Below are 24968 nucleotides of genomic sequence, written 5' to 3'. Positions count from 1 at the left end.
GACTCCAACAACCGCCATACCTAGGGGTGAACGCCAGTCGAATGGCTGACGCCCGGAGCCACGCCGATGTCCGTATCGCGGACAGTCGGTGTCATCCCATGGGACGAGGAGTAGGGTTCCCGCATGTCTCGCAGCATCAATCTCGCAGTGATTCCCGGTGACGGCATCGGCCAGGAGGTCGTGGCCGAAGGTCTCAAGGTCCTCTCCGCCGTCCTTCCGCAGGATGTGAAGCTGGAGACCAAGGACTTCGACTTCGGCGCCCAGCGCTACCACGCCACCGGTGAGACCCTCACCGACGCCGACCTCGACGCGCTGAAGCAGCACGACGCGATCCTGCTGGGCGCCATCGGCGACCCGTCGGTCCCCTCCGGGGTACTGGAGCGCGGCTTCCTCCTCAAGCTCCGCTTCGCCTTCGACCACCATGTGAACCTGCGTCCGTCGAAGCTGCTCCCCGGTGTGGACACGCCCCTCAAGGGTGAGCCGGCCATCGACTTCGTGGTCGTCCGCGAGGGCACCGAGGGTCCGTACACCGGCAACGGCGGCACCATCCGCAAGGGCACCGAGCACGAGGTCGCCACCGAGGTCTCCGTGAACACGGCCTTCGGTGTCGAGCGTGTGGTCCGCGACGCCTTCGCCCGCGCCCAGGCCCGTCCGCGCAAGAAGCTCACGCTGGTCCACAAGAACAACGTGCTGACCTTCGCCGGACACCTGTGGACGAACATCTTCAACAAGGTGGCCGCGGAGTTCCCCGAGGTCACCACCGACTACATCCACGTGGACGCGGCCACCATCTACCTGGTCACCGACCCGGCCAGGTTCGACGTGATCGTCACCGACAACCTCTTCGGCGACATCATCACCGACCTCGCCGCGGCCGTCTCCGGCGGCATCGGCGTCGCCGCCTCCGGGAACATCAACCCGAGCGGCGAGTTCCCGTCCATGTTCGAGCCCGTCCACGGCTCGGCCCCGGACATCGCCGGCCAGGGCAAGGCCGATCCCACGGCCACGGTCCTGTCCGTCGCGCTGCTCCTGCGTCACCTCGGCTACGAGGCCGAGGCCGCCCGCATCGAAGAGGCGGTCTCCGCCGACCTCGCCGAGCGCCCCCATAGCCTTAAGGGCATGGGAGGTGCCCCCATCGGCAAGCCCGCCCGCAGCACCGCCGAGATCGGCGACGCGCTGGCCGTACGAGTAGCCGGCTGACCGGGCGGATCACTCGAAAAGCATTCGAAGCCGCCGGGTCACTCGCACCCGGCGGCTTTCGCATGTCCCCCGCCGGGTGTCACCATCATCCCCCGGGTCGCATTTCACGCCGTTTCTTCCCCGGCTCCCCGCTTGCGATAATCGAACGTGGAGCCGCGGAATGAGGGAATGCTCGGACGTCCTAGCACTGGTCACTGACAGTAAAAGGGCGTGAGCGCGGCCCGTCACTACACAACCGGTGAAGGACAACCACTCATGACGACGCCCACGATCGAGCTCAAGCCCTCCGCCAGCCCGCTCTCCGCCACCGAGCGCGAGGCGATCCTGGCCAACCCCGGGTTCGGCCGCCACTTCACCGACCACATGGTGACGATCAAGTGGACCGAGGGGCGCGGCTGGCACGACGCGCAGCTCGTCCCGTACGGCCCGATCTCCCTCGACCCCTCCACCCACGTCCTGCACTACGGGCAGGAGATCTTCGAGGGGCTCAAGGCGTACCGCCAGGCCGACGGCTCGGTCGCCGTGTTCCGGCCCGAGGCCAACGCGCGCCGCTTCCGCAACTCCGCCCGCCGGATGGCGATGGCCGAGCTGCCCGAGGAGTTGTTCATCGAGGCCCTCGACGCGCTGATCGGCCAGGACGCGGACTGGGTCCCGCCGCACGGTGGCGAGGAGTCGCTCTACCTGCGCCCGTTCATGTTCGCCACGGAGGCCGCGCTGGGCGTCCACCCGGCCAACGAGTACCTCTTCATGCTGATCGCCTCCCCGTCCGGCGCCTACTTCGCCGGGGGCGTCAAGCCGGTCACCATCTGGGTCTCCGAGGACTACGTCCGCGCGGTCCCCGGCGGCACCGGTGACGCCAAGACCGGCGGCAACTACGCGGCCTCCCTCCTCCCGCAGGCCGAGGCCGCCGCAAACGGCTGCGACCAGGTCGTCTACCTCGACGCGGTGACCCGTACCAAGGTCGAGGAGTCCGGTTCCATGAACATCGCCTTCGTCTACGGCGACCGGATCGTCACCCCGTCGCTCACGGGCTCGATCCTGGAGGGCATCACCCGCGACTCCCTCCTCCAGGTCGCCCGCGACCTCGGTTACACCGCCGAGGAGGGTGTGATCACCCTCGACCAGTGGCGCGCCGACGCGGCCTCCGGCGCCCTCACCGAGGTCTTCGCCTGCGGCACCGCGGCCGTCGTCACGCCGATCGGTCACGTCAAGACGAAGACGGACGCCTGGACCCACGGCGACGGCACGCCCGGCGAGGTCACCCTGAAGCTGCGCGAGGCCCTGCTCGGCCTCCAGCGCGGGGTCAGGGAGGACAAGCACGGCTGGATGCACAAGCTGGGCTGAGCTCCGCGAACGCGCCACGGGCCCGCTCGGACATGTTCCGGGCGGGCCCTTCTTTTGTTTGAGCGCTGCTCGATGTGATCCAGTCGACTGGCTCCGGCCTTTTGCTGGCTCGGCGCCCTCGTTTAGAGTGCTGCTCTAAAGAAGGGAACGACGTGCGGCTGACCCCCACCGAACGCGACCGGCTGCTGCTCTTCGGGGCCGCCGAGCTGGCCCGGGCACGCAGAGGGCGCGGACTGCGGCTGAACGTCCCGGAGGCGACCGCGCTCATCGCGGACACCGTGTGCGAGGCGGCCCGGGACGGGGTCCGGCTGGCCGAGGCCGTCGAGCGCGCCCGGTCGGTGCTCGGACCCGACGACGTCCTGCCCGGTGTCGCGGACGTCGTCACCGAGGTGCATGTCGAGGCGGTCTTCGAGGACGGTTCACGGCTCGCGGTCGTCAGCGACCCGATCGGCGGCGGGCTCGGCGAGCGGGCCCCCGGCGCGCTGCTGCCGGGCCCCGAACACGCCGAACCGGAGGCGGTCCTGCGGTTGACGGTCACCAACACCGCCACCGTGCCCGTCTCCGTCACCTCCCACTTCCACTTCTTCGAGGCCAACCCGCGCCTGCACTTCCCCCGGGCCGAGGCCTACGGCATGCGGCTCGCGATACCCGCCGGCTCGTCGGTGCGGTTCGGACCGGGGGAGTCGGGCGAGGTCGGCCTGGTGCCGATCGGTGGGGCCCGGGTGGCCGTCGGTTTCGCCGGTCTGGTCGACGGGCCGTTGGACGCGCCCGGTGCTCGTGAGGAGGCGTTGCGGCGGGCCGCGGCGTGCGGATATCTGGGCGCGGGGGAGCGGAGCGGCGTGCCGGAAGCGTCCGACGAGGGGGCCGTCCGATGAGCCGTCCCGGAGGCCACCCCGCCGGGGCCCGGCACCTCACCCCCCACGAGTACGCCGCCACCCACGGCCCCCGCGCCGGAGACCGCGTGCGCCTCGGTGACTCCGGGCTGGTGATCCGGGTCGAGGAGGACTCCCAGCGCTACGGCGACGAGTTCCTCGCGGGGTTCGGCAAGACCGCCCGTGACGGGCTGCACCTCAAGGCCGCCGCCGTCCGGGAGACCTGTGACGTCGTCGTCAGCAATGTCGTCGTGATCGATGCGGTGCAGGGCATCCGGAAGGTCTCGATCGGCATCCGCGAGGGGCGGATCTGCTCGATCGGGCGGGCCGGGAACCCCGACACCCTCGACGGCGTGGACGTCGTCGTCGGCACCGGTACCTCCATCGTGTCCGGCGAGGGGCTCATCGCCACCGCCGGGGCCGTCGACACCCACGTCCATCTGCTGTCCCCGCGGATCATGGAGGCCTCGCTGGCGTCCGGCGTGACCACGGTCATCGGGCAGGAGTTCGGGCCGGTGTGGGGCGTCGGGGTCAACTCGCCCTGGGCGCTCGGGCACGCCTTCGGCGCCTTCGACGCCTGGCCGGTCAACATCGGCTTCCTGGGCCGCGGTTCCTCGTCGGCGGAGGCTCCCCTGGTCGAGGCGCTGGCCGAAGGCGGGGCGAGCGGCTTCAAGGTGCACGAGGACATGGGCGCCCACACCCGCGCGCTGGACACCGCCCTGCGGGTCGCCGAGGAGCACGACGTCCAGGTCGCCCTGCACAGCGACGGACTGAACGAGTGCCTGTCCGTCGAGGACACCCTGAAGGTGCTGGAGGGCCGCACGATCCACGCCTTCCACATCGAGGGCTGCGGCGGCGGACACGTGCCGAACGTGCTGAAGATGGCCGGAGTGCCGAACGTCATCGGCTCCTCCACCAACCCCACCTTGCCCTTCGGCCGGGACGCCGTCGCCGAGCACTACGGCATGATCGTCTCCGTCCACGACCTCAAGACCGACCTGCCCGGCGACGCCGCCATGGCCCGCGACCGCATCCGCGCCGGGACGATGGGCGCCGAGGACGTGCTGCACGACCTGGGCGCGATCGGCATCACCTCGTCCGACGCGCAGGGCATGGGCCGGGCCGGCGAGACGGTCCGCCGTACCTTCGCGATGGCCGGGAAGATGAAGGCCGAGTTCGGTGCCCCGGACGGCGGCCACGACAACGAGCGCGTCCTGCGCTACATCGCCAAGCTGACCATCAACCCCGCCATCGCGCACGGACTTTCGCACGAGGTGGGCTCGATCGAGGTCGGGAAACTGGCCGACCTCGTGCTGTGGCGGCCGGAGTACTTCGGCGCCAAGCCGCAACTCGTCCTGAAGTCCGGGTTCCCGGCCTACGGCGTGGTCGGTGACCCGGGCGCGGCCACCGACACCTGCGAACCCCTCGTCCTGGGACCGCAGTTCGGGGCGCACGGCGCCACCCCCGCCGAGATCTCCGTCGCCTTCGTCGCCCGGGCCGCCCTCGACCAGGGCGACGACCGGCTGCCGACCCGCAGGAGACGGGTCGCCGTGCACGGCACCCGCGGCATCGGACCGGCCGACCTGCGCCGCAACTCCCGTACCGGAGCGGTGGACGTGGACCAGCGCACCGGCCTGGTGACGCTGGACGGAGAGCCGCTCACCTCCGCACCCGCCGACTCGGTCTCCCTCAACCGCCTGTACTTCCTCTAGGACTCCCAGGACCCCCGATGACCTATCGCATGCCCCCCGAGTGGGCCCCGCACGAACGCACCTGGATGGCCTGGCCCGGCCCCAACCCGACCTTCACCGACGACGGGGAACTGGCCGCGGCCCGGGTCGCCTGGGCGTCCGTGGCCCGCGCGGTGCGCCGCTTCGAGCCGGTGACGATGGTGCACGGGCCCGGCCACGCCGAGTCCGCGCGCGCACTGCTCGGCCCGGACGTCGAACTGGTGGAGCGCGAGCTCGACGACGCGTGGATGCGCGACATCGGCCCGACGTTCGTCAAGGACGGGGAAGGCCGACTGGCCGCCGTGGACTGGGTGTTCAACGGCTGGGGCGGCCAGGACTGGGCCCGCTGGGAACACGACGCGAAGATCGCCCGCCAGGTCGCCGACCTCGCCGGGGTGCCGGTGCTGAGCAGCCCGCTGGTCAACGAGGGCGGCGCGCTCCACGTCGACGGCGAGGGCACCGTCCTGCTCACCGACACCGTCCAGCTCGGCGCAGGCCGCAACCCCGGCTGGACCCGAGAGCAGGTCGAGGCGGAGATCCACGAAAGGCTCGGCACCACCCGGGCCGTCTGGCTCCCGCGCGGACTGACCGGCGACTACGGCACGTACGGCACCCAGGGCCATGTCGACATCGTCGCCGCCTTCGCCCGCCCGGGGGTGGTCGTGGCCCATGTCCAGCCGGACCCGGCGCACCCGGACCACGAGGTGACCAAGGAGGTCGTGGGCCTGCTGAAGTCCGCGACCGACGCCCGGGGCCGCCGCCTCGAGGTCGTCGAGGTGCCCGCACCGGCCGTCCTGGAGGCCGACGGGCACTGGGTCGACTACTCCTACATCAACCACTACCTCTGCAACGGCGGCGTCGTGCTCTGCGGCTTCGACGACCCGCGCGACGAGCTCGCCGCCGGCATCTTCCGGCGGCTGTTCCCGGGGCGCACGGTGACGCCGGTGGACGCCCGTACGATCTTTGCGGGCGGTGGCGGCATCCACTGCATCACCCAGCAGCAGCCGCGTGCGACGGTCGGGTAGAACAGACGGGTGAACGTGCTGACCTGTGCCGCCTGCGGAAACCGGCTGACCGAGTCGCCGCGACTCCTGCCCGAGCTGCCGCCGCGCCCGGAGTTCGACGGCCGCAAGGGCCCCGACGGCTCCCGACACGCTCCGCCGACCGTCCCGCGCGGCGCGTACGCGGTGGACCCTGAGCCCGCCGGGCCGCGCGGCACTTTGGTGACCCACCCCGAGGACACTCGCGCGTACCTGTCCGGCGACCCCGCCGTCAGCGAGTCCGGCTGCTGCGGTCCGCCCGGGCGCGAGGGCCCCAACGAGCTGTGCGCGGGGTGCGGCGCGTTGGTGGCGACCGTGTACGCCGACTGCTCCGGCGCATACGAGACGGACTTCCTTCCCGACGCCGTGCGCGTGACCGCCGTATGAGCACCCCTCGCCGCACCCCCGCCCCGCCGCGCGAGCGGATCCTCGCCGCGGCCATGGAGATGATCGCCGAACGGGGTCTGGAGAAGCTCACCATGGCCGCGCTCGGCCGCGAGGTCGGCATGAGCAGCGGTCATCTCCTCTACTACTTCCGCTCCAAGGACGAACTGCTGCTCCAGACCCTGGAGTGGAGCGAGGGGCGGCTCGGCGCCGAGCGCGCCCGGCTGCTCACCCGCCCGGCGACCGCCCGCGAAGGCCTCGACGCGTACGTCGACCTGTACGTCCCGGACGGGCACCGCGACCCGCACTGGACCCTCTGGCTGGAGGTCTGGAACCGCTCGCAGAACGCCGGCGCAGACGCGCGTGACCGGCAGGCCGCCATCGAGGGCGCCTGGCACCGCGATCTGGTCGCCCTGCTGGCGCGGGGGGTCTCGCGGGGGGAGTTCCGGGCCGTGGACCCGGACCGCTTCGCGACCCGGCTGCGGGCCCTGCTCGACGGGTTCTCCATCCACGTGGCGATCGGGCTGCGGGGGACGGACCGGGGGATGGTTCTCGGCCATGTGGGGGAGTTCCTCGACGACAGCCTCCTCGCGGACGCGTGACCTCCCGCCCGGGTTGTACGCAATAAGGCCGATTGACCCTGTGGTCGGTGGTGCGTTTGCCTCGATGGCAGCCCTCGGCGCGGGGCCGGGGGCAGTGCGTCAACGGGGATCACAGGGGGATACATGTCCAGAGCCGCCGCATGTCCGTCGAGCGGGGCCCTACGTGCCTCAAGAGCCCTGCTGGGAGCGGCAGTCGTCCTGGCCCTGGCCGCCACGACCGCCCAGGCCGCGAAGCCCGAAGCCCAGTCCCGCCCAGACGCGGCGCGTACCCAGCGGGTGAGCACCGCCGCCGACGGCAGCCAGGCCGACGGACCGTCTGACGACGCCGCGATCAGTGCCGACGGCCGCACCGTCGCGTTCGTGTCCGCCGCGGCGGGCTTCGGCTGCGCGGACTTCACCCCGTGCCTGCTGGTGAAGGACGTGACCGAGGGCGGGGTCACCAGGATCGACCTCGGCGACGGCTACACCTACGGCACACCGGTGCCGAGCGCCGACGGCAGCCGTATCGCCTTCTCCGCGGGCCCCCGCTTCCTGGCTCCCCACCTGTACGACCGCGCCACCGGCCGCGCGGAGAAGCTGTGGCCCCAGGACCCGCCCGGATCCAACGAGTTGGGCCGCGCGGAGTCGATCAGCCCGGACGGCACGCACGTCGCGTACACCCTCGGGAACCGCAACGGCGACGGGAGCGCCCGACTGCTGTACGTCCGCGACACGGCCACCGGCACCGACGCACTGATCTCGCCGGCCGAGGAGGGCCAGAAGAACGGGGCCTCGGTGAGCGGCGACGGCACGCGGGTCGCGTACGGTCTGCGTGTCGACAGCGAGCAGGATCCCGCCGACGTCTACGTCAGGGACCGGACGACGGGCGAGCGGACCCAGGTGGACACCGGGCTCGGAGCCGCCTACCTGGTCCGCATCACCGCGGACGGCCGCAGGGTCCTCCTCAGTGCCGAGAGCGGCCTGTACGTCCACGACCTGCGCACGGGCACGTCACGGCGGGTGGCCGACGGGAACCCCGGCCCGGTCACGGCGGACGGCCGCTACGCCGTCGTCTCCGGCGAGGACGGCACGCGCGTGCGCGACCTGCGCACCGGGGCGCGCGGTGCCGCTCTCCCGCGGGACGCGCAGGTGCTGGACAACGCGCTGACCGCCAAGGGCCGTGCGGTGGTGTTCAGTTCGCCCGCCTCCCACCTGGTGCCGGGCGACACCAACGCGGAGTACGACGTGTTCGTCTTCTCCGGCGAACTGCGCGGGAACCCGGCGCCGATGCCGTCCGTCACCGAGCGGATCGCCAGGCCCGCCGGCGCGTCCCACGACCCGGTGATGGGAGAGAACAAGGTGGTCTCCTTCACGTCGGAGGGCGATGTGTTCGTGAGCACCCCCGGCTGGTTCTCGAAGGTCAACTCGGACAACCAGAAACCCTCGTCCGAGGGCACGCCCTGCTACAGCGGCCGCATGGTCGGCTATGTGGCCCCCTTGGCCGACGGCGGCCCGGGCGTCCAAGTCCGCAACCGTGCTGTCGGCAAGCTCACCAGCCTGGGCTCCTACCAGGGCGTCCGTTTCACCTGGATGGGACAACCCGTGGTGAACCCCACCTGCCAGTGGCTCACCTATGCGGCGACCCTGCCCGCCACCGGCACGGACCCGGATCCGCAACCCCGTGTGTACCGCTTCAAGTTCAACGGCGGTGACACCGACGTCGTCAGCGCGCCCACCGGCGAGGCCGCGGGGCATCCGTCGATCGACTACTCCGGCCGGTACGTCGCCTTCGAGCAGGGCGGTGCCGTGTACGTCCGTGACCTGGACACCGGCGCCCTGGAGAAGGCCGCGACGCACGCGACGGCACCCTCTCTCGGCGCGGACGGCCGCAAGATCGCCTACCAGCAGGGCCGCACGTCCGCCGTCCGCGATCTCGACACCGGCACCACGACCCGGGTCGCAGGCACCGAGCCCTCGCTGTCGGGAGACGGCACCCGGGTGGCGTACACCTCGGGCCGGTCCGTATACGCGCTCGAACTCGCCACAGCAAAACGCCAGTTGGTCAGCGTCGACCGCTGGGGCGGCCGCAACGACCTGCCGGCCGGGCACCCCTCGGTCAACGCCGACGGCACGGTCGTCGCGTTCGAATCGGCGTCACCCGATCTGGTGGAGGGGGACACCAACGGGGTGCCGGACGTGTTCCTGCGGACAGTGCAATGACAACGACCGATCACGGGGGATCACCATGCACAGCACGAAACGTCTCGCGGCCGCGCTCCTGGCCGCCCTCGCCACCACGGCACTCACGGGCCCCGCGGTGAGCGCCGCGCCCAAGGTCCCGTACACCGAGCCGGTCAGCGTCACCCCGCAGGGGAAGGCGGGCAACGGCGGCACGCACACCGCGGTCATCAGCCGCAACGGCCGCCACCTCGCCCTGACTTCGGACGCCGAGGACCTGGACCCGAACGTCCGGCACGGCGGGATGTACCTGCGCGACCCGCACACCGGCAAGCTCCGCTTCGCGGGCTTCGGGGACCTGGTGGCGGTCCTGAACGACGGCCGCTACGTCTACGCCTACGGCCCGGAGTCCGCGGAGGTGTGGATCCACGACATCGCCACGGGCAAGCGGGTCGGGTTCGGCATCGAGGTCCCCGACGGCTTCACCGGGCAGCCCGCCGAGATCTCCGTCAGCCCCGACGGCCGCTACGCCGTCTACACCCTCCAGGACACCGCCGAGCACACCAGCGTGGTCTTCCTGCGCGACCGCATCAAGGGCACGACCGAGCGGATCAGCCACCCCAGGCCGACGTGGGAGCCGCGCAACGCCTTCCAGCCGACGGTCAGCGACGACGGGCGCCGGATCGTCTACCAGTACACCTACGCCAACGGCCCGCGCGGCGACGACTGGGGCGACGTCTGGATGTACGACCGCGGCACCGGCGAGCACACCCAGATCGACCGCTCCTACGACGGCTCGGGGACCGAGAGGGAGTCGCTGAACCCGTCCGTCAGCGGCGACGGCCGTACGGTCGTCTTCGAGTCCCGGGACACCCACCTGGTCCCCGGCGACACCGACGCGAGCTGGAACGTGTTCGTGCACACCCTTCGCACCGGCACCAACCAGCGCATCCACGGCACCCAGGGCGGACCCGGCGAGGTCTACACCCGGGGCGCGGCGATCAGCGCCGACAGCCGCTACCTCACCTTCACGTCGGAGGTGACCGAGCCCGGCAGCCGGTACGGCAAGGAGTACCCCGTCTACCTGCGGGACCTGAAGAAGGGCACCACCACCCTCGTCACCCCCGACACCACCGGCGGCACCGCGACCGCCGACGTCCTGCCGGGCCGGATCGCCGACGGCGCCCGCCGGATCCTGTTCCGGTCCTCCGACCCGACGCTGATCCCGGCGGGCGACACCAACGACGGCCCCGACGCGTTCGTACGACACCTCCGATGAGCAGCACAGTGCTCGCATCCTGAGACGGAGGGTGAGCACGGGGGCGGTCTGTGCCAGACTTCCTCCGTGCTCTCGTTCGCCATGATTATTGGCAGCAGGCGCGCCGGTCCGCAGTGACCGCCACGTACGACCAGGTACGGGCGGACACCGTCGTCCTCGACCCGCGCGCAGACCTCTCGCACCCGCGAGGGGTTTTTCGCATTTCTGGCCCACCCGCAGCCGGAGGCGAGAGCGCGAGGGACTATGTGGGGGCGGTGGAGCCGGTCATTCCGGTACGACCGAGATCCAAATCCTCAGGAGCCTTGACACCATGACCGCAACCAGCGAGCTCGACGATCAGTTCCACGTCTTCGACACCACCCTGCGCGACGGCGCCCAGCGGGAGGGCATCAACCTCACCGTGGCGGACAAGCTGGCCATCGCACGGCACCTGGACGACTTCGGCGTGGGCTTCATCGAGGGCGGCTGGCCCGGCGCCAACCCGCGGGACACCGAGTTCTTCGCCCGCGCCCGCCAGGAGATCGACTTCAAGCACGCCCAGCTCGTGGCCTTCGGCGCGACCCGCCGCGCGGGCGCCAAGGCGTCCGAGGACCCGCAGGTCAAGGCCCTCCTGGACTCCGGCGCCGACGTGATCACCCTGGTCGCCAAGTCGCACGACCGCCACGTCGAACTGGCGCTCAGGACGACCCTGGACGAGAACCTGGAGATGGTCCGCGACTCGGTGTCCTTCCTGGTGTCGCAGGGCCGCCGCGTCTTCGTCGACTGCGAACACTTCTTCGACGGCTACCGTGCCAACCCCGAGTACGCGAAGGCCGTCGTACGGGCCGCCTCCGAGGCGGGCGCCTCCGTCGTCATCCTCTGCGACACCAACGGCGGCATGCTCCCGGCCCAGGTCCAGGCGGTCGTCGCGACCGTCCTCGCGGACACCGGCGCCCGGCTCGGCATCCACGCCCAGGACGACACGGGCTGCGCGGTCGCCAACACCCTCGCCGCCGTGGACGCGGGCGCCACCCACGTGCAGTGCACGGCGAACGGCTACGGCGAGCGCGTCGGCAACGCCAACCTCTTCCCGGTGGTCGCGGCCCTGGAGCTCAAGTACGGCAAGAAGGTCCTCCCCGACGGCAAGCTGCGCGAGATGACCCGTATCTCCCACGCCATCGCCGAGGTCGTCAACCTCATCCCCTCCACCCACCAGCCCTACGTCGGCGTCTCCGCCTTCGCCCACAAGGCCGGCCTGCACGCCTCCGCCATCAAGGTCGACCCGGACCTCTACCAGCACATCGACCCCGAGCAGGTCGGCAACACCATGCGGATGCTGGTCTCCGACATGGCGGGCCGCGCCTCGATCGAGCTCAAGGGCAAGGAACTCGGCATCGACCTCGGCGGCGACCGCGAGCTGGTCGGCCGGGTCGTCGAGCGGGTCAAGGAGCGCGAGCTCAGGGGCTACACGTACGAGGCGGCCGACGCCTCCTTCGAACTCCTCCTGCGCGCCGAGGTCCAGGGCAGGCCCCTGAAGTACTTCGGGGTCGAGTCCTGGCGCGCGATCGTCGAGGACCGCCCCGACGGCAGCCACGCCAACGAGGCCACGGTCAAGCTCTTCGCCAAGGGCGAGCGCATCGTCGCCACGGCGGAGGGCAACGGCCCGGTCAACGCCCTCGACCGCGCCCTGCGCGTCGCCCTGGAGAAGATCTACCCCCAGCTCGCCAAGCTCGACCTCGTCGACTACAAGGTCCGCATCCTGGAGGGCGTCCACGGCACCCAGTCCACCACCCGCGTCCTGATCTCCACGTCGGACGGCACGGGCGAGTGGTCGACGGTGGGCGTCGCGGAGAACGTGATCGCGGCGTCCTGGCAGGCGCTGGAGGACGCGTACACCTACGGTCTGCTGCGCGCGGGTGTGGAGCCCGCGGAGTAGCCCGCAGCGGGAGTCCCCGGCGAGCTCCACTCGGACTCGCCGGGGCTACCGGACGCCATTCGCCGTGCTCCGGTCTTCAGGCCGGGGGTGAAGCGAATCTTGCGGCTGCGACGCGGAGCGTCGCGGTCTCGTTCCGGCGGAGCCGGACCCTGCTCGCGACGGTGACTGATCGTTCACACGTTCCCGGCGACGACGTGGGTTCGACGTGCCTAATGTGATCGTCATGCAGGTGTGGTAACGGACAGCCGCGCGGTCCTGGCTCGGTGAGGTCTCCGCGGTGGTGCTCCAGCAGTCCCTGAGGGACGCCGAGAGCGCGTACCGCAACTTCTTCGCCTCCCTCAAAGGCACCCGCAAGGGCCCGAAGATCAGCCCGCCCCGTTTCAAGTCCCGTAAGGACGCCCGGCAGTCGATCCGGTTCACTGCCAACGCCCGCTGGCACATCACCGCAAGTGGCCGTCTGAACCTGCCGTAGATCGGCGCGGTGAAGGTGACATGGTCCCGAACGCTGCCCGCCACTCCCACTTCCGTCACCGTGATCAAGGACGCGGCCGGCAGGTATTTCGCCTCGTTCGTCATCGACACCGACCCCGCCGCCGACGCGACACGGATGCCGCAGACCGACCGCATCATCGGCATCGATCTCGGCCTCACTCACTTCGCGGTCCTCTCCGACGGCACGAAGATCGACTCCCCGCGCTTTCTGCGCCGCGCGGAGAAGAAGCTGAAGAAGGCCCAGAAGGAGTAGCGGCCAGGGCGAGATCCGGACCCCGGACCCGGCACCGGAGTCCGAACACGGCCGCGGACTGCTGCTCGTGGCCGCGCTCGCCGACGACTGGGGTGTGCGGGAACGGGACCCGGGCAAGGTCGTGTGGTGCGACTTCGTGATCAGGTCACCGGAGGACTGACGACGGCGCCGGGGGCGGCATGGCCGGACGCGACGTCTTGACGGACGCGCGTGCTCTCAGTTCACTCACGCCGTGAGGTAAGTCCCGTGTGACCCCTGAGAGCCGAGGGAAGGTCCATGCGAAGAACCGCCCTGCTCGTCTCCGCCGCCCTGCTCACCTCCCTGCTGCCCCTGGCCGTCGCCCGCGCGGCCGACGATCCGCCCCCGGTCCCCGTGGACCGCTTCGAGGGCGAGGTTCCCTTCGCGAACCCGCCGGCAGGCGGCCTGTTCACCTGGGGCGGCGACACCGACGATCCGCCAACTCTCCGGCTCAGCCCCCGAGATGACGCCCCCGAGGGGAGCCAGGTCCTCTCCGGCACCTACGACATCAGCGGCTACGGCGGCTTCACGCACGACTTCGCCTTCGCCGAACCCGCCCCCGACTGGTCCGACCGCAAGGGCATCCGCTTCTGGTGGGAGGGACAGGACAACGGCAAGAAGGTCGCCTTCGAGCTCAAGGACGGCGGCGCGAACGGCGAGGCCTCCGAGCTGTGGACGACGTCCTTCACCGACGACTTCACCGGCTGGAAGCAGATCGAGATCCCCTTCACGGACTTCGCGTACCGGACCGACTACCAGCCCGTCGGCGGCATCGACCACGTCCTGGGCCTGACGCAGATGTGGGGGTACGCCGTCACCCTGCCCGTCGGCGCACCGGGCCGCTTCGCCATGGACGGCGTCGAGTTGTACGGCAGGGCCGACCAGTCGCTGCGCGCCTCGGTGCTCACCGACTCCGCCGTGTACCCGGTCGACGAGGGCGGCACGGCCACCGTGAAGGTCACCCTCGCCACCACCGGCTCCGCGCCGATCGACGAGCCCGTGACCGTCGCCTACGAGACCGCCGGCGGCTCCGCCTCCACCTCCGACTACACCCCGCTCAAGGGCGAGTTCACCTTCCCCGCGGGCACCGCCTCCGGCACCGCACGGACCCTCCGGGTGCACACCCTCAAGGACAAGGCGGCCTCCGAGACCGCCGAGACCATCCCCCTCAAGCTCACCGTCACCGGCGCCAAGGCTCCCGCCGAGACCCCGCAGGTCGTCATCGACGCGCACGGGCTGCCGTATCTGAACAGCAAGCTCCCCGTGAGGAAGCGGGTCGCGGACCTCCTGTCCCGGATGAGCCTCGCGGAGAAGACCGGTCAGATGACCCAGGCCGAGCGCGGAGCCGTCGGGACCGGCGCCGACATCGCCGCCGACGGCCTCGGCTCGTTGCTCTCCGGCGGCGGCTCCACCCCCATGCCCAACACCCCCGCGGCCTGGGCGAAGATGATCGACTCCTTCCAACTCCGGGCGCAGGCAACCCGGTTCCAGATCCCGCTCGTCTACGGCGTCGACGCCGTCCACGGCCACAACAACCTGGTCGGCGCCACGGTCATGCCGCACAACATCGGCATCGGAGCGACCCGCGATCCACGGCTCGCCCAGCGGACAGGGGCCGTGACCGCCGCCGAGGTCCGTGCCACCGGCATCCCCTGGGACTTCGCGCCCTGCCTCTGCGTCACCCGGGACGAACGCTGGGGCCGTTCCTACGAGTCCTTCGGCGAGGACCCGGCCCTCGTCGAGTCCATGGAGACGGTCATCCAGGGCCTCCAGGGCGCCCGCGACGGACGGGACCTGAAGGACGACGACAAGGTCCTCGCCACCGCCAAGCACTTCGTCGGCGACGGCGGCACCGCCTACGGCTCCTCCATCACCGGCACCTACACCATCGACCAGGGCGTCACCACGGTCACCCGAAAGCAGCTGGAGGCGATCCACCTCGCCCCCTACCGGACGGCCGTGGACCGGGGCGTCGGCACGGTCATGCCGTCGTACTCCTCGCTCGACATCGTCGGCGACGGCCAGGGCCCGGTGAAGATGCACGCCCGCGCCGACATGATCAACGGGGTCCTGAAGGACAAGCTCGGCTTCGACGGCTTCGTCATCAGCGACTGGAACGGCATCGACCAGATCCCCGGGGACTACGCCTCCGACGTCCGGACCTCGGTCAACGCCGGCGTCGACATGGTCATGGCCCCCTACGCCTACAAGGACTTCCACAGCGCGCTGGTCCAGGAGGTGCGGGCAGGGCGGGTCAGTGAGCGGCGGATCGACGACGCGGTGTCCCGCATCCTCACCCAGAAGTTCAGGCTGGGGCTCTTCGAGAAGCCGTACGCCGACACGAGCGGCGCCTCGAAGATCGGTTCCGCCGGTCACCGGGCGGTGGCCCGCGAGGCGGCCGCCGAGTCGCAGGTGCTGCTGAAGAACAGCGGCGGGCTGCTGCCGCTCAAGAAGTCGCAGAAGGTGTACGTCGCCGGGTCCGATGCGGACGACATCGGCAACCAGAGCGGCGGCTGGACCGTCACCTGGCAGGGCTCCTCCGGCGACATCACGCCCGGCACGACGATCCTGGAGACGATGCGCAAGAACTCCGCGCAGCTGACGTACTCCAAGGACGCCTCCGCCCCGACCGGCGGCTACGACGTAGGGGTGGTCGTCGTCGGCGAGACCCCTTACGCCGAAGGCGTCGGAGACGTCGGCAACGGCCACGACCTGGAGCTGTCGGCGGCCGACAAGGCCGCCGTCGACAAGGTGTGCGCGGCCATGAGGTGCGCGGTGCTGATCGTCTCCGGGCGGCCGCAGCTCATCGGCGACCGGCTCGGCGGCATCGACGCCCTGGTCGCCTCCTGGCTGCCGGGCACCGAGGGCGACGGCGTCGCGGACGTCCTCTACGGCAGGCGTGCCTTCACCGGCCGACTGCCCGTCACCTGGCCCAGGTCCGAGGCACAGCTGCCGATCAACGTGGGTGACCCGACGTACGACCCGCAGTTCCCGTACGGCTGGGGCCTGACCACCCGCACCAAGGTTCCGGAGGGCGGGGCGGCCACGCTCACGGCGCTCGGGACCGCGGCCGGTGCGGCCGAGCGGGCCGGTGCCGGCGACCGGGGCCGCGCGCTCGTCGAGAAGGCCCGGCTGATCGTGCAGCGCAAAGCGGGCTCGCGGATGACGGCCGCGGTCGCGGCGCCCTTCGCCGACGCCGAGCACCTCCTTCTGACCGGACGCTACGGAGAGGCGGTGCGGAAGCTGACGCAGGCGTACCGGGCGGCCTGAGGGGGCGGGCGGAGAGGTCGCTTCCGGGGGGCTTCGGGTAGCGTCGAAGTATGAAGGCCACCGCGCAGGCCGTAGTACGGACCCGAAGCCTTCCGGGGCTGCTGTTCGCCCTGGTGCTCGCGGCCCTGGCCGCCCTGGCGGCGACCGCCCCGCCCGCATCGGCCTCGACGAGCGACCCGACCGCCACGAGCGTCTCGGCGATCGGCCAGGCCCTCCGTAAGAGTCCGGTCTACGTCGATCCGGCCGCCGCGGCCCAGCTGTCCGCCAAGGACGCCGACGCCCTGGCGGACCGGATCACGAAGGCGGACAAGCCGCTGTTCGTCGCGGTGCTGCCCGCCGACTACCCGAAGCAGGACCTGTTCACCAAGCTGCGCACGGCGACCGGCATCACCGGCGTCTACGCGGTCCGGCTCGGCGAGGCCTTCGACGCCCGCGCCGACTCCTCGGTCCTGCCGAAGGCGGCCGTACGGAACCTGGTGACGACCGTCCAGGGCGAGGACACCCGTGCCCAGCTGACCGACTTCACCGCGGCCGCGGTCACCAACATGGGCGGTTCGGCCCCGTCGACCTGGCGGTCCGCGGACGACGGCGGCGGGGTGTCGAGCACGGCACTGATCACGGTCGGCGCGGTGCTCGTGGCCGGTGGCGCGGGCGCGTACACGCTGGTGCTCCGTAACCGGCGCCGGCACGCCGAGGAGCAGCGGGCCGCGCTGGAGAAGCTGCGGGTGGTGGTGGACGAGGACATCACGGCGTTCGGCGAGGAACTGGACCGGCTGGACTTCCACCCCGCCGAAGCGGGCGCCGACGACGCGATGCGCGCGGACTACGAGCGGTCGCTGGACGCGTACGAGCAGGCGAAGTCGCTCATGGGGGCGGCCACCCGACCCGAGGACGTACGAGGGGTCACCCAGGCTCTGGAGGACGGCCGCTTCTCACTGGCCCAGCTCGCGGCGCGCCGCGAGGGCCGGCCGCTGCCCGAGCGCCGGGCCCCCTGCTTCTTCGACCCCCGCCACGGCCCCTCCGTCACCGACGCCGCCTGGACGCCGCCGGGCGGTGCCCCGCGCGAGGTCCCGGTCTGCGCCGCGGACGCCACCCGCCTGGCCGACGGCCGCGACCCGGTCATGCGCGAGGTCGACACCGACCAGGGCCGCCGCCCCTACTGGGACGCCGGCCCGGCCTACGGCCCCTGGGCCGGCGGCTACTTCGGCGGCGGCCTCCTCCCCGGGCTCCTGGTCGGCACGGTCCTCGGCAGCATGATGGCCACGCCCGCCTACGCGGCCGACTACGGCTCCGGTTACGGAGACTTCGGCGGCGGCTACGAGGGCGGCGACCTGTCCGGCTCGGACTTCGACTCCGGGGACTTCGGGGACTTCGGGGGAGGCGGGGACTTCGGAGGCGGGGGCGATTTCGGTGGTGGGGGAGGGGACTTCGGGGGCGGGGGGTTCTGAGCGGGGGGTTCTGAGAGGGGGTTCTGAGCCCCGGGGGTCGGCACCGGGTTTTCTTCGCAGGGGGCGTTGCCCCCAACGGGGGCGACAGCCGGGGATCCACCGCACAAGGCACCGGACCCCAGCCCACCGCCCCCGCCTCACCTCACGTCACAGCGACGCAGCCGCCGAAGCGATCGCCGAGGCGAACGTGGACACCTCGGTGTAGACACCGGGCGCGTTGGGCCGGGCGCAGCCTATGCCCCAGCTCACTATGCCCACCTGCACCCACGCGTTCGCCGAGTCCCGCCGGAACATCGGCCCGCCGGAGTCCCCCTGGCAGGTGTCGACCCCGCCGGAGGAGTACCCCGCGCAGATCTCCTCGTTGGCGATGAGCCCGCTGTACCCGCTGTATCCCCGGCAGGCCGCGTCGCTCACGAACGGCACGGTGGCCTTCAGCAGATACCGCTGCTGGGCCCCGCCTTCGGTGGCCGCACCCCACCCGGCGACCGTGAAGGTCCCGGTGTTGTACTGCGTCGTCGTCGCGATCTTCAGCGTGGGAAGGTTGATCGGCGAGGCGAGCTTGATGAGCGCCCAGTCCTTGCCGTCGCCGTTGTAGCCGGGCGCCCGGTAGACGTACGTCGACCTGACCTGTACCCGCCCGGCGCTGGACTGGAGGTCCGCGACACCCGCGGTCGCGGTGATGCTGGTGTTCGCCCCGGTCCCGTTCACGCAGTGGGCGGCGGTGAGCACGATCTGCTGGGTGTACAGCGCCCCGCCGCACCCCATGGACAGCCGCACCATGAACGGGAACTCGCCCTGCGCGGCACGGCTGCCGCCGACGACGGGCGAGGGCGCGGCCTGCGCGGCCGACACGGGCTGGAGGCTGGCGATCGCGAGCGCGGCGGCTCCGACCGCCAGACATCTCTTGACGGCAGTGAGGAGTTTCTTCAAGGTGATGCCTCTTCCAGGTGGGGGCTGGCTTTGACGAGCTCATGCCAAGTCTGGGCATCAAAAGATCCGCCCAAGTTCTGACATGGGCCGGTCAAATCTGTTGATGGATTATGGGAATCCTGTGAACTCGCGCACAAGGGGTGCGATTCAGCCGCCGGTCACGGTGCCGTTCAGGACACCTGACGGGTCAGGGCGTACCGCTCCCCGGCGGCATGCCACCACCCCGGCGGCGAGGGCCCGTCGACGACGGAGGACGGCTGGCCCGGGTGCAACCCGAGCCGCCACAACGCCTCCGCGGTCACCTCCACCCGGAACCACCCCCGCCACCGCCCGTCCGACCCGGGCCCGCACGCGAGACCGAACCGCACCTCGCGCTCGACGTCGAAGGGCATCCAGTCGATTCCGCGCTCCCGCAGTCAAGCCCGCACGGCGGCCAGAGGGGTCGGGCAGCCGCGGACGTTCTCGTACGACGCGACGGTGATCCAGGCGGGAACGTTGGTCATGCGGTCCATGATGCGCCCGTACGACCCCGTGGTGCGCGCCTGTTGAGCACCGTGACCCCAGTGCCACCGCGACCGGCCCCGCGCTCACCCGAACCGGCGACCGGCCCGCGCCCCCTGCGTCGATCACCGCGCCGCCGAGCCAAGGGCCGCACGCGGCGCCGGCCGAGGCGGCACAGGGCGCCGCTCCCCGCCCCCAGCCGCCGGTCGGCGTGCCGCTCGCCGGCCCGCACTCCGCGAACGCCCCGAGACCGAACGGCGCGAGCACCACCGGCAGGCACCCCACACTCGTCCAGCCGCATGGCATCGGTGACGAGGGGCGCGCGACAGGTGAAGGTGCAGAAGGTCGCGCCGTTCACCAGACCGCCCAGCAGCACCAGCGCGGCGGTTCCGGCCGGAACCGAGCGGGCCACCGCCACCAGCGCCGGCACGGACACCGCGGCCACCGCCCAGCGGCATGGACCTCGCCCGCCCCTTGGCGTCCGGCGCGACCATGGCCCTGGCGGTCGCCAACGGGACGGCGAGGAAACCGGCGTTGGCGAGCGCTCCCACCACCCGGATGGCCGGCAGCGCCCCGAAGCCGTCGGTCAGCGAACCGGCGGCATGAGCGCCGACGAAGACGACACCGTCTGATCACCGAGGTCTGCGAGCGCGCCGGTTCGGGTCTTTCCGAGTCCGTCCGGAAGACGTGTCTTCCGGATCTCCCCTACCGGCGCACCTGCTGATCCGCGGCGACCGGGTCACGCGTTCTTGATCGCGGAGATGTCGAAGTGCAGCTTGATCTTGTCGGAGACCAGGACGCCACCCGTCTCCAGGGCCGCGTTCCAGGTCAGGCCCCACTCGGAGCGCTTGATCTCGGCCTTGCCCTCGAAGCCCACGCGCTCGTTGCCGAAGGGGTCCTTCGCGGCGCCGTTGAACTCGAGGTCGATGGTGAGCGGCTTGGTGGTGCCGAGGATCGTCAGGTCGCCGGTGATGCGGTAGTCCTCGTCGCCCAGCGCCTCCGCCTTGGTGGAGCGGAAGGTCATGGTCGGGAACTCGTCGGTCTTGAAGAAGTCCGCGCTCTTGAGGTGCCCGTCCCGGTCCGCCGACCCGGTGTCGATGCTGTCCATCTTGACGTCGATGGAGGCCGTCGACGCGGACGGGTTGCTGCCGTCCAGGTGCAGCGAGCCGCTGAACTCGTCGAACTTGCCCTTGACGTTGGTGACCATGGCGTGACGGACGGTGAAGCCGATCGTGGAGTGCGAGGCGTCGATCGTGTAGTCGCCGGTCAGTGCGGTCAGGTCGGTGTTCGCCATGACGGAACTCCTTGAAGTGAGGATGTTGAATCTTGAACCACTCAACACGGAGGACCGTAGACCTATTCCGCGCACCTTTCAACATCATCCGGAGAAGTGTTGGCGTGCCCGCCCCGCGGTGGTAGATGCCCCGGTATGAACCCACAGCGCAGAGCCCCCCTGCGACCCACCCGAAGGGTCGTCTTACTCGCGGCGGCGCTCCTGGCCGCCGCCGCCCCGCCCGCCCGTGCCGGCGCGGCCGACCCCTACGACACCCTCCGCCGACGCTGGCTCGACATCGCCCTCGGCACCGGCTACGACCCGGCGGCGCAGCCGTACGCCTCCCGCCTCGCCGAGACGGGCGAACTCGCCCGAGGCTTCCGCGCCGCCATGGCCCCGACCCGTACCTCCCTGTGGGCCGGCCTCCCCTACGACCCCCCGGCCGGCATCACCCAGAGCTACAGCCGCCTGTGGACCATGACCCAGGCCTACATCCAGCAGGGCACCGGTTCGACCGGCGACGAGAGCCTCCTCGCGGACGTCCTCCGCGGCCTCGACCACCTCTCCGCGACCGTCTACAACCCCTCCACCACCCGCTACGGCAACTGGTGGGAATGGCAGATCGGCAGCCCCCGCCTCCTCATGGACATCGTGGCCGCCCTCCACGACCACCTCACGGAGACACAAAAAGGAGCTGCCTGCGCCGCCGTCGACCACTTCATCCCCGACGCGATGCTCACCGACTACTCCGGCACCTCCACCGGCGCCAACCGCGTCGACCTGTGCCGCTCCGTCGCCCTGCGCGGCATCCTCGGCAGGGCCCCCGACCGGATCGCCCTCGCCCGCGACGCCCTCTCGCCGGTCTTCCCGTACGTCACGAAGGGAGACGGCCTCTACGCCGACGGCTCCTTCGTCCAGCACACCTGGGTCGCCTACTCCGGCACCTACGGCCAGGTCATGCTCGACGGTCTCGGCCGCCTCTTCGCCCTGCTCGCCGGCTCCGAGTGGCAGGTGACCGACCCGAACCGGCAGACCGTCCTCGACAGCGTCGAGCGTGCCTACGCCCCGCTGATCCACGACGGACTGGTGATGGACAGCGTCAACGGCCGTGCCATCAGCCGCGGTTACCTCAAGAGCGACGACCGCCATGTCATGCGCGGCGACCACTTCCACGGCCAGGGGATCATCGCCGCCATCGCACTGCTCGCGGGCGGGGCGAGCGAGCAGGAGCGCACACGCTGGCACGGCCTGGTGAAGGGCTGGATCGAACGGGACACCGTCACCCCGATCCTGACGGCCCGCCAGTTCGGGGTCGCCGACCTCGCCCGGCTGCACGCGGTGGCCGCGTCCCCCGTCCCGGCCGCACCCGAACCCGTCGGGCACACGCTCTTCGCCGCCATGGACCGAGCCGTCCACCGCCGCCCCGGATTCGTCGCGAGCATCGCGATGGCCGGCGACCGGATCGCCGCCTACGAATGCGGCAACGGCGAGAACCCGCGCGGCTGGCACACCGGCGCCGGAATGCTCTCCTGGTGGGCCGCCGACTCGGGCCCGTACACCGACTGGTACTGGCCCACCGTCGACTGGTACCGCCTTCCCGGCACGACCGTCTCCACCAAACGCCTCCCCGACCGGGCCGGCGGCGAGTGGGGCGAGCCCAAGCCGGACGTCCGCTGGGTCGGCGGCACGACCGACGGCGAGTACGCGGCGATCGGCCAGCACCTGAAGGGGCTCGGGTCGACGCTGGAGGCCCGCAAGTCGTGGTTCTGCGTCGCGGACGCGGTGATCTGCCTCGGCGCGGGCATCACCTGCGCCGACGGCGTCCCGGTCGAGACGGTCGTCGACAACCGCAACCTGGGGGAGGGCGGCACGCAGTCCTTCGCACGGGGGCGGGGCTGGGCCCATCTGGAGGGACACGGAGGCTGGCTCGTCCCCGACGGGCTGCGGGCCCTCCGCGAGGACCGCACCGGCGCCTGGTCCGACATCAACACCTCCAGTACGACCGAACGGCGCACCCGGCGCTGGCAGACCCTCTGGCTCGACCACGGCACCGACCCGGTGGACGCCTCGTACGCCTATGTCCTGATGCCCGGGGCCGACCGCCGCACCGTGGCCGCCCGCGCCGCCGACCGTCACTGGCTGTCGGTCCTCGCCAACGACAGCGCGTGCCAGGCGGTCCGCGTCGACCGCCTGGGCCTGACCGCCGCGAACTTCTGGCGGGCCGGCACCGCGGGCCCGCTCACCGCGTCGGCGGGGGCGAGCGTGCTGGTCCGGCGCAGCGGCCGTACCGCTACCCTCTGCGTCGGCGAACCACCCCGTTCGGGCGAACCGCTGGAGATCGTCTGGAACCGGCCCGTGCGCTCGGTCGTACGGGCCGACGAAACGGTCGAGGTGCTTGCCACCGGCCGCCTGCTGCACCTGCGTGTCACTCCGGGGACGGTATGCGCCGCACACGAATGTGAGGTGGCTCTCACGCCCTGACTTTGTTCGACCCCTACAAGCGTCAGGCCCTCTGAGCAGTTAGAACGCCTGCATGCTTCCAGGGTTCTGTTCGGTCGCACCAGGAAAACGGGCCGGAGACTGTGAGGAGTCGACGGCTCGCTTTCCTCGCGGGTCTTCGTAAGGTCACTACATGACCGTTTTGGATGAGGCGCCGAGTGAGTCGACGGGCGAGCCGACGGACGCGCGCGGGCGGGTGGCCGAGCTGCACGTGATCCGTGCGGCGGCCCTGGCCGGCCCCAGCGAGAAGGCGACCGAGGCGCAGCACGCCAAGGGCAAGCTGACCGCACGGGAGCGCATCGAGCTGCTCCTCGACGCCGGCTCCTTCCAGGAGGTCGAGCAGCTTCGCCGGCACCGGGCGACAGGGTTCGGCCTGGAGGGCAAGAAGCCGTACACCGACGGTGTCATCACCGGCTGGGGCACGGTGGAGGGCCGTACGGTCTTCGTCTACGCCCACGACTTCCGCATCTTCGGCGGCGCGCTGGGCGAGGCCCACGCCACGAAGATCCACAAGATCATGGACATGGCCATCGCGGCCGGAGCGCCCCTGGTGTCGCTGAACGACGGCGCGGGCGCCCGTATCCAGGAGGGTGTGAGTGCCCTCGCGGGCTACGGCGGCATCTTCCAGCGCAACACCAAGGCGTCCGGCGTCATCCCGCAGATCTCGGTGATGCTCGGCCCCTGCGCCGGCGGCGCGGCCTACAGCCCCGCCCTCACCGACTTCGTCTTCATGGTCCGCGAGACGTCCCAGATGTTCATCACGGGTCCGGACGTCGTGAAGGCGGTGACGGGCGAGGAGATCACCCAGAACGGCCTCGGCGGCGCCGACGTGCACGCCGAGACGTCCGGTGTCTGCCACTTCGCCTACGACGACGAGGAGACGTGCCTCGCCGAGGTGCGCTACCTGCTGTCGATGCTCCCGCAGAACAACCGGGAGAACCCGCCGCGGGTGGAGTCCTCCGACGCGGCCGACCGGCGCGGCGACGTGCTCCTGGACCTGGTCCCGGCGGACGGCAACCGGCCGTACGACATGACCAAGGTCATCGAGGAGATCGTCGACGACGGCGACTACCTGGAGGTCCACGAGCGCTGGGCCCGCAACATCATCTGCGCGCTGGCCCGCCTCGACGGGCAGGTCGTCGGCATCGTGGCCAACCAGCCCTCCTCGCTCGCCGGTGTCCTGGACATCGAGGCATCGGAAAAAGCTGCACGCTTTGTCCAGATGTGTGACGCTTTTAACATCCCGATCGTCACTTTCCTGGACGTCCCCGGGTTCCTTCCGGGTGTCGACCAGGAGCACGGCGGAATCATCCGCCACGGCGCCAAGCTGCTGTACGCGTACTGCAACGCCACCGTGCCGAGGATCTCCCTGATCCTGCGCAAGGCGTACGGCGGGGCCTACATCGTCATGGACAGCCAGTCCATCGGCGCGGACCTCACCTACGCCTGGCCGACGAACGAGATCGCGGTGATGGGTGCCGAAGGTGCCGCCAACGTCATCTTCCGGCGCCAGATCGCCGAGGCCGAGGACCCCGAGGCCATGCGGGCCCGCATGGTCAAGGAGTACAAGTCCGAGCTCATGCACCCGTACTACGCGGCGGAGCGTGGCCTCGTGGACGACGTGATCGACCCGGCGGAAACCCGCGAGGTCCTGATCCGGTCCCTGGCGATGCTCCAGTCGAAGCACGCCGACCTGCCCTCCCGTAAGCACGGCAACCCTCCGCAGTAACCCCGCGGACCCTCCGCGACACCCTCGCGGAA

18 protein-coding genes and 2 pseudogenes are annotated in these 24968 nt (G+C 71.1%); 17 read left to right on the top strand and 3 right to left on the bottom strand.

Annotated features, from left to right (window positions below):
• Window positions 1–123 precede the first annotated feature (123 nt).
• From RKD20_RS13310 to RKD20_RS13245, 14 genes and pseudogenes are all read left to right on the top strand, one after another.
• Window positions 124–1200, top strand: a complete 1077-nt coding sequence (locus tag RKD20_RS13310) for a 3-isopropylmalate dehydrogenase (protein WP_424877912.1) — start codon at window positions 124–126, stop codon at window positions 1198–1200.
• Window positions 1201–1455: 255 nt separating this feature from the next.
• Window positions 1456–2544, top strand: a complete 1089-nt coding sequence (locus RKD20_RS13305; protein ID WP_424877911.1) for a branched-chain amino acid aminotransferase — start codon at window positions 1456–1458, stop codon at window positions 2542–2544.
• Between the two features lie 152 nt (window positions 2545–2696).
• Window positions 2697–3419, top strand: coding sequence for an urease subunit gamma (ureA, locus tag RKD20_RS13300; RefSeq protein WP_424877910.1), 723 nt, complete (start codon window positions 2697–2699; stop codon window positions 3417–3419).
• The gene (locus tag RKD20_RS13295; protein ID WP_424877909.1) at window positions 3416–5128 is read left to right on the top strand and encodes an urease subunit alpha; all 1713 of its coding nucleotides are present in this window, start codon (window positions 3416–3418) and stop codon (window positions 5126–5128) included. Before ureA ends, RKD20_RS13295 begins: the two co-directional genes overlap by 4 nt.
• A 17-nt stretch (window positions 5129–5145) precedes the next feature.
• A complete protein-coding gene (locus RKD20_RS13290; RefSeq protein WP_424877908.1) occupies window positions 5146–6171 on the top strand; it encodes an agmatine deiminase family protein in 1026 nt (341 codons plus the stop codon).
• Between the two features lie 9 nt (window positions 6172–6180).
• Complete coding sequence (locus RKD20_RS13285) at window positions 6181–6573, top strand: hypothetical protein (protein WP_424877907.1); 393 nt, start codon at window positions 6181–6183, stop codon at window positions 6571–6573.
• Window positions 6570–7172 carry a TetR/AcrR family transcriptional regulator gene (locus RKD20_RS13280; RefSeq protein ID WP_424877906.1) on the top strand — a complete coding sequence of 201 codons (603 nt, stop codon included), beginning with the start codon at window positions 6570–6572 and terminating at the stop codon, window positions 7170–7172. Before RKD20_RS13285 ends, RKD20_RS13280 begins: the two co-directional genes overlap by 4 nt.
• 123 nt (window positions 7173–7295) lie before the next feature.
• Window positions 7296–9371 carry a hypothetical protein gene (locus RKD20_RS13275; RefSeq protein ID WP_424877905.1) on the top strand — a complete coding sequence of 692 codons (2076 nt, stop codon included), beginning with the start codon at window positions 7296–7298 and terminating at the stop codon, window positions 9369–9371.
• A gap of 25 nt (window positions 9372–9396) precedes the next feature.
• Window positions 9397–10608: a TolB family protein gene (locus RKD20_RS13270; protein WP_424877904.1), complete on the top strand. Its 1212-nt coding sequence runs from the start codon at window positions 9397–9399 to the stop codon at window positions 10606–10608.
• Between the two features lie 310 nt (window positions 10609–10918).
• On the top strand, window positions 10919–12523 hold the full coding sequence (gene cimA / locus RKD20_RS13265; RefSeq protein WP_424877903.1) for a citramalate synthase: 1605 nt from the start codon (window positions 10919–10921) through the stop codon (window positions 12521–12523).
• A 238-nt stretch (window positions 12524–12761) separates the two neighbouring features.
• Window positions 12762–13265: pseudogene (locus RKD20_RS13260) on the top strand (RNA-guided endonuclease InsQ/TnpB family protein); the annotation flags it as partial.
• A 37-nt stretch (window positions 13266–13302) separates the two neighbouring features.
• A pseudogene (locus RKD20_RS13255) lies at window positions 13303–13428 on the top strand (ATP-binding protein); the annotation flags it as partial.
• Between the two features lie 116 nt (window positions 13429–13544).
• Complete coding sequence (locus RKD20_RS13250; RefSeq protein ID WP_424877902.1) at window positions 13545–16556, top strand: glycoside hydrolase family 3 protein; 3012 nt, start codon at window positions 13545–13547, stop codon at window positions 16554–16556.
• Between the two features lie 50 nt (window positions 16557–16606).
• On the top strand, window positions 16607–18004 hold the full coding sequence (locus RKD20_RS13245) for a hypothetical protein (protein WP_424877901.1): 1398 nt from the start codon (window positions 16607–16609) through the stop codon (window positions 18002–18004).
• A gap of 147 nt (window positions 18005–18151) precedes the next feature.
• Here RKD20_RS13245 and RKD20_RS13240 read toward each other — a convergent pair whose 3' ends face one another.
• Entirely contained in the window at window positions 18152–18934 is a 783-nt protein-coding gene (locus RKD20_RS13240; protein WP_424877900.1) for a serine protease, read from the bottom strand.
• Window positions 18935–19104: 170 nt separating this feature from the next.
• Entirely contained in the window at window positions 19105–19326 is a 222-nt protein-coding gene (locus tag RKD20_RS13235) for a hypothetical protein (protein ID WP_424877899.1), read from the bottom strand.
• Between the two features lie 565 nt (window positions 19327–19891).
• Here RKD20_RS13235 and RKD20_RS13230 point away from each other — a divergent pair.
• Window positions 19892–20041, top strand: a complete 150-nt coding sequence (locus RKD20_RS13230; protein WP_424877898.1) for a hypothetical protein — start codon at window positions 19892–19894, stop codon at window positions 20039–20041.
• Window positions 20042–20174: 133 nt separating this feature from the next.
• On the opposite strand, the gene RKD20_RS13225 is transcribed toward RKD20_RS13230, so the two are convergent.
• Window positions 20175–20729 carry a YceI family protein gene (locus tag RKD20_RS13225; protein ID WP_020121027.1) on the bottom strand — a complete coding sequence of 185 codons (555 nt, stop codon included), beginning with the start codon at window positions 20727–20729 and terminating at the stop codon, window positions 20175–20177.
• A gap of 135 nt (window positions 20730–20864) precedes the next feature.
• On the opposite strand from RKD20_RS13225, the gene RKD20_RS13220 reads away from it, so the two are divergent.
• A complete protein-coding gene (locus RKD20_RS13220; protein ID WP_424877897.1) occupies window positions 20865–23189 on the top strand; it encodes a polysaccharide lyase 8 family protein in 2325 nt (774 codons plus the stop codon).
• A gap of 151 nt (window positions 23190–23340) precedes the next feature.
• Window positions 23341–24936, top strand: a complete 1596-nt coding sequence (locus RKD20_RS13215) for an acyl-CoA carboxylase subunit beta (RefSeq protein ID WP_424877896.1) — start codon at window positions 23341–23343, stop codon at window positions 24934–24936.
• Window positions 24937–24968 lie beyond the last annotated feature (32 nt).

This window comes from Streptomyces sp. SLBN-8D4 (genome assembly GCF_049739545.1).
Lineage (GTDB): Bacteria > Actinomycetota > Actinomycetes > Streptomycetales > Streptomycetaceae > Streptomyces > Streptomyces canus_C.
This window is presented reverse-complemented; position numbering and strand designations above follow the sequence as displayed.